The following is a 333-nucleotide window of genomic DNA, read 5'->3' as shown; positions in this document are numbered from 1 at the left end:
ATACCGTCAGCAAGCGCTTGAGTACCACGATGAGCGTCTGATTGACAAGGAGAACCAAATAAAGATGCAGATACAATACGTATTCTCTCAAACTACTTTTCCTGTCGAGACCCCTTATATTCCTCTCATTTTCCGAGAGGATATATATACTATTGCCAATATCCAAAACCTAAACTTTGCTCTCTATGACCTCGACGGTATCTTGCTAAAAAGCTCTAAAGCATCCCTTTCTCCTGACCAAGATGCTTTTTTCATTCCTCCCTCAGTGCTTCAGCAACTCTCTTCTACCCTCAATAAACGTATTGCTGAGCATCACGAAGTGGCAGGCAGAGG

1 protein-coding gene is annotated in these 333 nt (G+C 42.9%); it reads left to right on the top strand.

Annotated features, from left to right (window positions below; translation table 11 throughout):
• On the top strand, positions 1 to 333 hold a 333-nt coding region (locus HMPREF9441_RS18200; RefSeq protein ID WP_008623405.1), incomplete at both ends, for a hypothetical protein.

The organism is Paraprevotella clara YIT 11840, from assembly GCF_000233955.1.
Classification (GTDB): Bacteria; Bacteroidota; Bacteroidia; order Bacteroidales; family Bacteroidaceae; genus Paraprevotella; species Paraprevotella clara.
This window is presented reverse-complemented; position numbering and strand designations above follow the sequence as displayed.